This window comes from Stenotrophomonas sp. STEN046, assembly GCF_056759755.1.
Map to the genome: position 1 here is coordinate 20,175 of NZ_JBRRDR010000054.1, position 6,916 is coordinate 27,090.

The 6,916-nt window shown below is 69.1% G+C and carries 7 protein-coding genes; 4 read left to right on the top strand and 3 right to left on the bottom strand.

Annotated elements, in window-relative coordinates; all coding sequences use genetic code 11:
• The first annotated feature begins 17 nt into the window (after positions 1 to 17).
• Both ACVOLJ_RS18750 and ACVOLJ_RS18755 read left to right on the top strand, forming a co-directional pair.
• Positions 18 to 2,339, top strand: a complete 2,322-nt coding sequence (locus ACVOLJ_RS18750; RefSeq protein ID WP_481564804.1) for a DUF1631 domain-containing protein — start codon at positions 18 to 20, stop codon at positions 2,337 to 2,339.
• 52 nt (positions 2,340 to 2,391) lie between these two features.
• Positions 2,392 to 3,471, top strand: a complete 1,080-nt coding sequence (locus ACVOLJ_RS18755; RefSeq protein ID WP_475279155.1) for an NAD(P) transhydrogenase subunit alpha — start codon at positions 2,392 to 2,394, stop codon at positions 3,469 to 3,471.
• A gap of 65 nt (positions 3,472 to 3,536) precedes the next feature.
• On the opposite strand, the gene ACVOLJ_RS18760 is transcribed toward ACVOLJ_RS18755, so the two are convergent.
• The 3 genes from ACVOLJ_RS18760 to ACVOLJ_RS18770 are packed head-to-tail and all read right to left on the bottom strand — an operon-like array spanning position 3,537 to position 4,927.
• On the bottom strand, positions 3,537 to 4,016 hold the full coding sequence (locus tag ACVOLJ_RS18760; protein WP_481564805.1) for a DUF3106 domain-containing protein: 480 nt from the start codon (positions 4,014 to 4,016) through the stop codon (positions 3,537 to 3,539).
• Between the two features lie 3 nt (positions 4,017 to 4,019).
• Positions 4,020 to 4,346 carry a hypothetical protein gene (locus ACVOLJ_RS18765; protein ID WP_481564806.1) on the bottom strand — a complete coding sequence of 109 codons (327 nt, stop codon included), beginning with the start codon at positions 4,344 to 4,346 and terminating at the stop codon, positions 4,020 to 4,022.
• Positions 4,343 to 4,927, bottom strand: coding sequence for an RNA polymerase sigma factor (locus tag ACVOLJ_RS18770; protein ID WP_481564807.1), 585 nt, complete (start codon positions 4,925 to 4,927; stop codon positions 4,343 to 4,345). The genes ACVOLJ_RS18765 and ACVOLJ_RS18770 overlap by 4 nt, the downstream gene beginning before the upstream one ends.
• A gap of 97 nt (positions 4,928 to 5,024) precedes the next feature.
• Here ACVOLJ_RS18770 and ACVOLJ_RS18775 point away from each other — a divergent pair, with 97 nt between their 5' ends.
• Positions 5,025 to 5,345, top strand: coding sequence for an NAD(P) transhydrogenase subunit alpha part 2 (locus tag ACVOLJ_RS18775; RefSeq protein WP_475279151.1), 321 nt, complete (start codon positions 5,025 to 5,027; stop codon positions 5,343 to 5,345).
• Complete coding sequence (locus ACVOLJ_RS18780) at positions 5,342 to 6,802, top strand: NAD(P)(+) transhydrogenase (Re/Si-specific) subunit beta (protein ID WP_481564808.1); 1,461 nt, start codon at positions 5,342 to 5,344, stop codon at positions 6,800 to 6,802. Before ACVOLJ_RS18775 ends, ACVOLJ_RS18780 begins: the two co-directional genes overlap by 4 nt.
• Positions 6,803 to 6,916: the final 114 nt, after the last annotated feature.

Genomic DNA, 6,916 nt, shown 5'->3' on the forward strand with positions numbered 1-6,916 from the left:
GTGGGGAGCCTTCCCGAATGATGAGCGCGCCCACTCCGATGGGGTCGCCGGGCCGAGACCCGGCCCAGCTTCAGCTTGCCCGGGACATCGTCCTGCCGGCGTTGTGCCAGGCCTTCGGGGCGGCACTGGCCCGTTTCGATGATGCCCTGTTCGACCGTGCCGGCAACGCCGGCTCGTCGCAGTTGCTGTTCCTGGACGCGATGCGCGAGCTGCGCCGTCGCCGTGATGAGATCGCAGGTGCGTTCGCTGGCCATCTTGGGCGGGCCTGGGCAGGCCTGGCAGCCGGCGAGCCGCTGTCTGCCGAGGTCACCCTGTCCGGCCAGGCCGAGGATGGCCTGAGCCTGCTGCCCGAACACGTGCTGGAGTCGCGGTTGGCCGTGCGCAACTTCGCGACCGTGCTGCTGCGTGACTTCAAGCCGGTGCTGGCGCGGCTCGACCGGCGCCTGGGCTGGCTGGGCGGTGGTATCGAACTGGATGCCGACCTCAATCCGATCAGTCCCGAGCACCTGGGCGTGGCCATCCACGAAGCCTTTTCCGGCTGTGAGCTGGCGCCGGAAGTGCATCTGGTGCTGATCAAACTGTGCGAGCGCGACATGCGCGCGCCGGTCGGCCGTATCTACGAGAAACTGGACGAGCACCTGGCCGCCGCCGGTGTCATGTCGCAGATGGGGGCCCCGCGCCGCCCGCTGTCGGCCGCCCCGGCGCAGCACGCGGTGCATGGCCTGGATGACCTGGTCGAGCAGCGGACGGCGCCAGGGGTCGACAACGAATTCAACGATGAAGAACAGGCCGCCCCGGCCTGGGCGCAGCGCTTTGCCGCGCGCTGGTCCGAACGTCGTGGTCACATGCAGCAGCATGGCGGCGGCGAAGAAGGGGCCCCCGGTGAGGCCTATTCCGGACAGCAGGGCATGCTGCTGGAGGCGCTGCACGAGCTGCTGCAGCAGACCCGCCATGTGCGTGAGGATGCTACGTCCGCCGCGCAGGTTGCGGTCGGCCAGCACCGCCCGTTGAGCCAGCGAGAGATGATGTCGGTGCTGTCGCTGCTGCAGGCCACGCCCAGCGCGACCCTGCGTGCGGCGATCGGCGAAGACGGCGAATCACTGGCGCAGCGGCTGAAGAGTGAAGTGCTGTCCAGCGCCACCCGGCTCGGTGTGGAACCCGGCCAGACCCGGTTGGACGCGCAGGATGAAGATGCCATCGACCTGGTCGGCATGCTGTTCGACGTGATGCTGGATGAGCGCGAACTGGAGGGCCGCTCGCGTGAGCTGATCGGTCGCCTGGTGGTGCCGTTCGTGAAGGTGGCGATGCTTGACCGCCGCATGTTCGTGCAGAAGACCCACCCGGCGCGCAAGCTGCTCAACTCGCTGGCCGAGGCCTGCGAGGGCAACACCGGTGAAAGCCAGGCCGAACGCATGCTGATGGCCAAGGTGGAAGAAATCGTCGAACGGCTGGTGGCCGAGTTCAACGAGAACCTTGCGATCTTCCTGACCCTGGAAGAGGAATTCCGCGATTTCCTGGTGCAGCACCGGCGTCGGGTGGAAATCGCCGAGCGCCGCGCCGCTGAAACCCAGCGCGGGCAGGAAAAGCTGGAAATGGCCCGTACCCGTGCCAGTGCCGAGCTGGACCGCCGCATCGCCGATGCAACCCTGCCGTCGGCCATGGCCGAGTTCCTGCGTCAGCCCTGGCAGCATCACCTGACGCTGGCGTTGCTGCGCGAGGGCGAGGAAGGGGCATCGGTTGCCGAGGCGTTGAACCTGGGCGATGGGCTGCTGGAAGAAGTGGCCGAGGCCCGCCGCCAGATCATCGGCAAGCCATGGCTGCAGGCCTGGCAGCCGGTGCTGGCCAAGGTGTTTGCCAGCGTGGGTGTGCATGGCGATGCCGCCACCGCCGCCATCGATGCATTGCATGACACGCTGCAGGGCATTGCCGAGTCGCGCCCGGAGCTGCAGCGCGCGCTGCCGGAACTGCCGCAGGTGGTGCTGCCGGCGCCGCCGGCACCGGAAACTCCGGCGGTGGAACTGGGCAGCACGTTCAACACCGAAGATTTCGACAATGCCGATGCCGACCGCTTCCGCCAGATGGCGATCGGCAACTGGCTGGACTTCGTCGACAAGGATGGCAAGGTGCAGGCCGGCAAGCTGTCCTGGATCAGCCCGATTTCATCGCGCCTGCTGTTCGTCAATCGGCGTGGCGTGCGCTTCTGCGTGGCCTCGCCGGAAGAACTGGCGGTGATGGTGCGGCTGGGCCGCCTGCGTCCGCATGTGGACGATGGTGCGTTCGACAGCGCCATGCAGGGCGTGCTCGACCGCCTGGACCCGGGTGGGGCGACCCTGCACTGAGCCGCGTACGCCTGCTAGGATCGGACCCACTCACCGATCAGCGGGAATCTGCATGGCCGTGGCGTTGCTGGGGATCAAGGAGACCGCGCCGGGCGAACGGCGCGTTGCGCTGACGCCGGAAACGGCGCGCAAGCTCGGTGCGCTGGGCATCACGGTCTGGTACGAAGCCGGTGCCGGCCTGGCCGCGGGCTTCCCCGATGCCGCCTATGACGATGCGGGCGCTCGCGCCTTCGATGCCGGCCGTTGGGGCGAGATCGACATCCTGCTGTGCGTGCAGGCGCCTGCGGCGCAGGTACTGGCCCAGCTCAAGCCCGGTGCCTGCGTGGTCGGCCTGCTCACGCCGGCCAGCGACCCGGCACTGGCCACCCTGGCCAACGATGATCGCCTGCTGTTGTTCCCGCTGCAGCAGCTGCCACGTACCACCCGTGCGCAGGCCATGGACGTGCTCAGCTCCCAGGCCGGCATGGCCGGCTACAAGGCGGCGTTGATCGCGGCCGAACGTGCGCCGCGCTTCTTCCCGATGCTGACCACCGCCGCCGGTACCGTGCGCCCGGCCAAGGTGCTGGTGATCGGGGCCGGCGTGGCCGGTCTGCAGGCCATCGCCACCGCACGCCGGCTGGGTGCGCAGGTGGAAGGCTTCGACGTGCGCCCGGAAACCCGCGAGCAGATCCAGTCACTGGGTGCCCGCTTCCTTGACCTGGGCGTGAGCGCAGCGGGCGAGGGCGGTTACGCGCGCGCGCTGACCGATGAGGAACGTGCCGAACAGCAGCGACGCCTGGGCGACCACCTGCGCGGCGTGGACGTGGTGATCTGCACCGCCGCCGTACCCGGGCGCCCGGCGCCGACGATTGTCACCGCGGCGATGGTGGAGGGCATGTCACCGGGCAGCGTGATCGTTGATCTGGCCGCCGAGAGCGGTGGCAACTGCGCACTGACCGAACCGGGTCAATGCATCGAGCACAACGGGGTGAGCATCGATGGGCCGCTGGGCCTGGCCAGCCGTGGCGCGACCCAGGCCAGTGAGATGTACGCGCGCAATCTGATGAACTTCGCCGCCCTGTTCGTGCGTGACGGTGAACGCGTCTTCGACTGGGACGACGAACTGCTGGCCAAGACCCGCTGGCAGGCCTGATCCGGTAGCGCCGGGCCGCGCCCGGCGGATGCTGCGCGTGCCGGGCACGGCCCGGCGCTACCGCGTTACCGCGGCTTTGCCGGCGGTGGGTTGTCGCGCACCCAGTCCCTGCGTTCGTCCGGGGTCATCTGAGACCAGCGGTCGCGCAGGGCATCGCGCTGTGCCGGCGGCAGTCCGCGCATCTGGCCGAACAGGGCGCGCGCCTGTTCGCGCTGCTCCGGGCTCATGTGCTCGAAGCGGCGCAGGCCGCGCCGGGCCTTGTCACGTTCTTCCGGGCTCATCGACTGCCAGCGTTGCCCATGCGACAGCATGCGCTGGCGCTGTGCGGGGTCGGCCCCGTTCCAGCGGTCGCGCAGCGGCGCCAGCAGGGCTTCGCGCTGCGCGGGCGTCAACTGCTCCCAGCCCGGCAGCGGTGCCAGCGGCAACTGCCGCGTGGAAGGGGAAGGTGCCGGTACCGGTGCAGCGGCCTGCGCCAGCGCCAGCGCAGGAGCAGCCGACAGCAGGGTCAGGAGGATCAACAGGGGCAGGGTGGGACGTCGCAACATGGTTCACTCCATCGCCAGGTCGTTGTCGCCCAGCCACAGGTACAGATCGGGATTCTCGTCGTACAGCACGCCATTGTCTTCTTCTGCGGCCACGCTGGGAGGGGTGGCCGCTCCGGGATGATCGCCGGGGCCGACGAACTGGATGCCGATGCCCAGTGCGATCACCAGCGAACAGGCGCTGGCCAACCACCAGCGCCAGCGACCCGCATGTGCCGGGCCGGCTGCATGGCGGGCCCGGCGCAGGCGTGCCAGGGTGGCCGGTGAAAGCGCCTGCAACGACTGCGCGTGCAGGCTGCGCAGGGCGTCATCGGAAGGCAGGGGACGGTTCACGGGTGCATCTCCAGTTGCTGCTGCAGCGCCTGTCGGGCGCGTGCCAGATGGGTCTTTACCGCGCCTTCGCTGCAGCCCATGGCGCGGGCGGTGGTGGCGCCGTCCAGGTCCTGCAGCACGCGCAGGGTGAACGCTTCGCGCTGGCGGGCCGGCAGGTCGCGCAGGGCCTGCACCAGCTGCTGGTACTGCTGGCGCTGCTCGTGCGCCTGCGACGGATCGGGGCCGGGGTCGGCCCAGTCGATCTGGCCACCGTCCGCATCCTGGTTGTCGCGCCAGAACGGCAGGCGGAAACGGCGGCGGCGCTGCACATCGATCACCCGGCGGCGAAGGATGCTCCAGAACAGCGGCGCCCATTCGGCGGCCGGCTTGTCGGCGTAGTCCAGCATGCGCAGCAACGCATCCTGCACCGCATCCAGTGCGTCATCGCGCTGGCGCAGGCCGGCCTCGGCGAAGCGGAAGGCGCGCGGCCCGACGCTGGCCAGGAAGGCCTCCAGCGAAGCCGGAACGGCATCGGCATCGGTGGCTGGGGGAAGGGGGCTGCTCACCAGCACAGGGTACGGTTCCTCGGCAGGGGTCACCATCGACAACGCGTGAGCAGGGCTGCGGTTGACGCGGACGCGCGCCGGGTTCAGCCCGTGGTTATGATGGGGCGACGAAGACAGAGCAGGAGCGTTGCCGGTGAGTGACGGGTTCGTAGCGCTGTACATCTTCATGCTGGCCGCGATCGCCGGCCACGTGATCATTTCGCGGGTGCCGGTGATCCTGCATACCCCGCTGATGTCGGGGTCCAACTTCATCCACGGCATCGTGCTGATCGGCGCGATGGTGGTGCTGGGCCACGCGCAGACACCGCTGGAGAAAGCCCTGGGCTTCCTCGCCGTGGTGCTGGGTGCGGGCAATGCGGCCGGCGGCTACGTGGTCACCGCACGCATGCTCGAAATGTTCAAGCCGAGCGTGCGCAAGGGCGGCAAGGACGAATCGAAGGAGCCACAGGCTTGAACATCAGCACCGTCGAACTGCTCGATTGGCTGGTCAAGGCCAGTTATCTCGTCGCCGCCACCCTGTTCCTGCTCGGGCTGCAGCGCATGGCTTCACCGGTCACCGCACGCAGCGGCATCCGCTGGGCCGGGCTGGGCATGCTGCTGGCCACGGTGGCCACCTTCTTCCTGCCCGAGCTGCACAACGTGCCGTTGATCCTGGTGGCACTGCTGCTCGGTGCCGGCCTGGCCTGGTGGTCGGCCGGCAAGGTGGCAGTGACCGACATGCCGCAGATGGTCGCGCTGTACAACGGCATGGGCGGTGGCTCGGCGGCGGCTATCGGCGCGGTGGAGCTGTTGCGCTACGCCTTCCTGGCCAACCGCGATACCAGCCACTGGAGTGCACAGGCACTGGCCGATCTGGCCGCGCGGCAGCCCTCCGGCACGGTGCTGGTGCTGGCCGTGGTCGGCGCCGCGATCGGTGCGGTGTCGCTGTCCGGCTCGGTGATCGCCTGGGCCAAGCTCGATGGCCGCCTCGACAAGCGCGTGACCTGGCCCGGGCAGCAGGCGCTGAATCTGCTGGTGGCGCTGGCCGTGGTGCTGCTGGGCATCATCGCCGCCAGCACGCTCAGTACCTGGGCCATCGTTGCGTTCTTCGTACTGGCCCTGGCGCTGGGTGTATTGATGACGCTGCCGATCGGTGGCGCCGACATGCCGGTGGTGATCTCGCTGTACAACGCGTTCACCGGCCTGGCCGTGTCGTTTGAAGGGTATGTGCTGGGCAATGAAGCGCTGATCATCGCCGGCATGATGGTCGGTGCGGCCGGCATCCTGCTGACCCGGCTGATGGCCAAGGCGATGAACCGGCCGATCCGCAACGTGCTGTTCTCCAACTTCGGCGGTACCGCCGGCGGCGAAGCACAGGCGATTGCCGGTTCGCAGAAACCGATCGAAGCGGCGGACGTGGCGGCGATGATGGGTTTTGCCGAGCGGGTGGTGATCGTGCCCGGCTACGGCATGGCCGTGGCCCAGGCCCAGCACAAGATATGGGAACTGGCGCAGCGCCTGATCACGCGCGGGGTGAAGGTGAAGTTCGCCATCCACCCGGTGGCCGGGCGCATGCCCGGGCACATGAACGTGCTGCTGGCCGAGGCCGGCGTGCCCTACGACCTGATCGCCGACATGGACGACATCAATCCTGAATTTGCCACCACCGACGTGGTGCTGGTGATCGGTGCCAACGACGTGGTCAATCCAGTGGCGCGCACCGATCCGGCCAGCCCGATCTACGGCATGCCGGTGCTGGATGTGGTCAACGCGCGCAACGTGGTGGTGATCAAGCGGGGCCGCGGCACCGGCTTTGCCGGGATCGAAAACGCGCTGTTCTACGCTGACAACACCCGCATGCTGTACGGCGACGGTGCCGAAGCGGCGGCCTCGCTGGTGAGTGAGCTGAAGGCGCTCGACGGCGGCCATTGAAGGCTGCGTGCCGCTGCGCTCGCCGGGGCCGGGCCGCCCGGGTCCCAGCGGGGGGCCACGTTGCCCCGCGCCCCACCCCGCGGCCCCCCCCCCCCAACCCCCCCCCCCCGCCCC

Coding starts and splice junctions, on each gene's coding strand:
- ACVOLJ_RS18750 (WP_481564804.1), top strand. CDS start 18: ATGATGAGCGCGCCCACTCCGATGGGGTCGCCGGGCCGAGACCCGGCC.
- ACVOLJ_RS18755 (WP_475279155.1), top strand. CDS start 2,392: ATGGCCGTGGCGTTGCTGGGGATCAAGGAGACCGCGCCGGGCGAACGG.
- ACVOLJ_RS18760 (WP_481564805.1), bottom strand. CDS start 4,016: ATGTTGCGACGTCCCACCCTGCCCCTGTTGATCCTCCTGACCCTGCTG.
- ACVOLJ_RS18770 (WP_481564807.1), bottom strand. CDS start 4,927: ATGGTGACCCCTGCCGAGGAACCGTACCCTGTGCTGGTGAGCAGCCCC.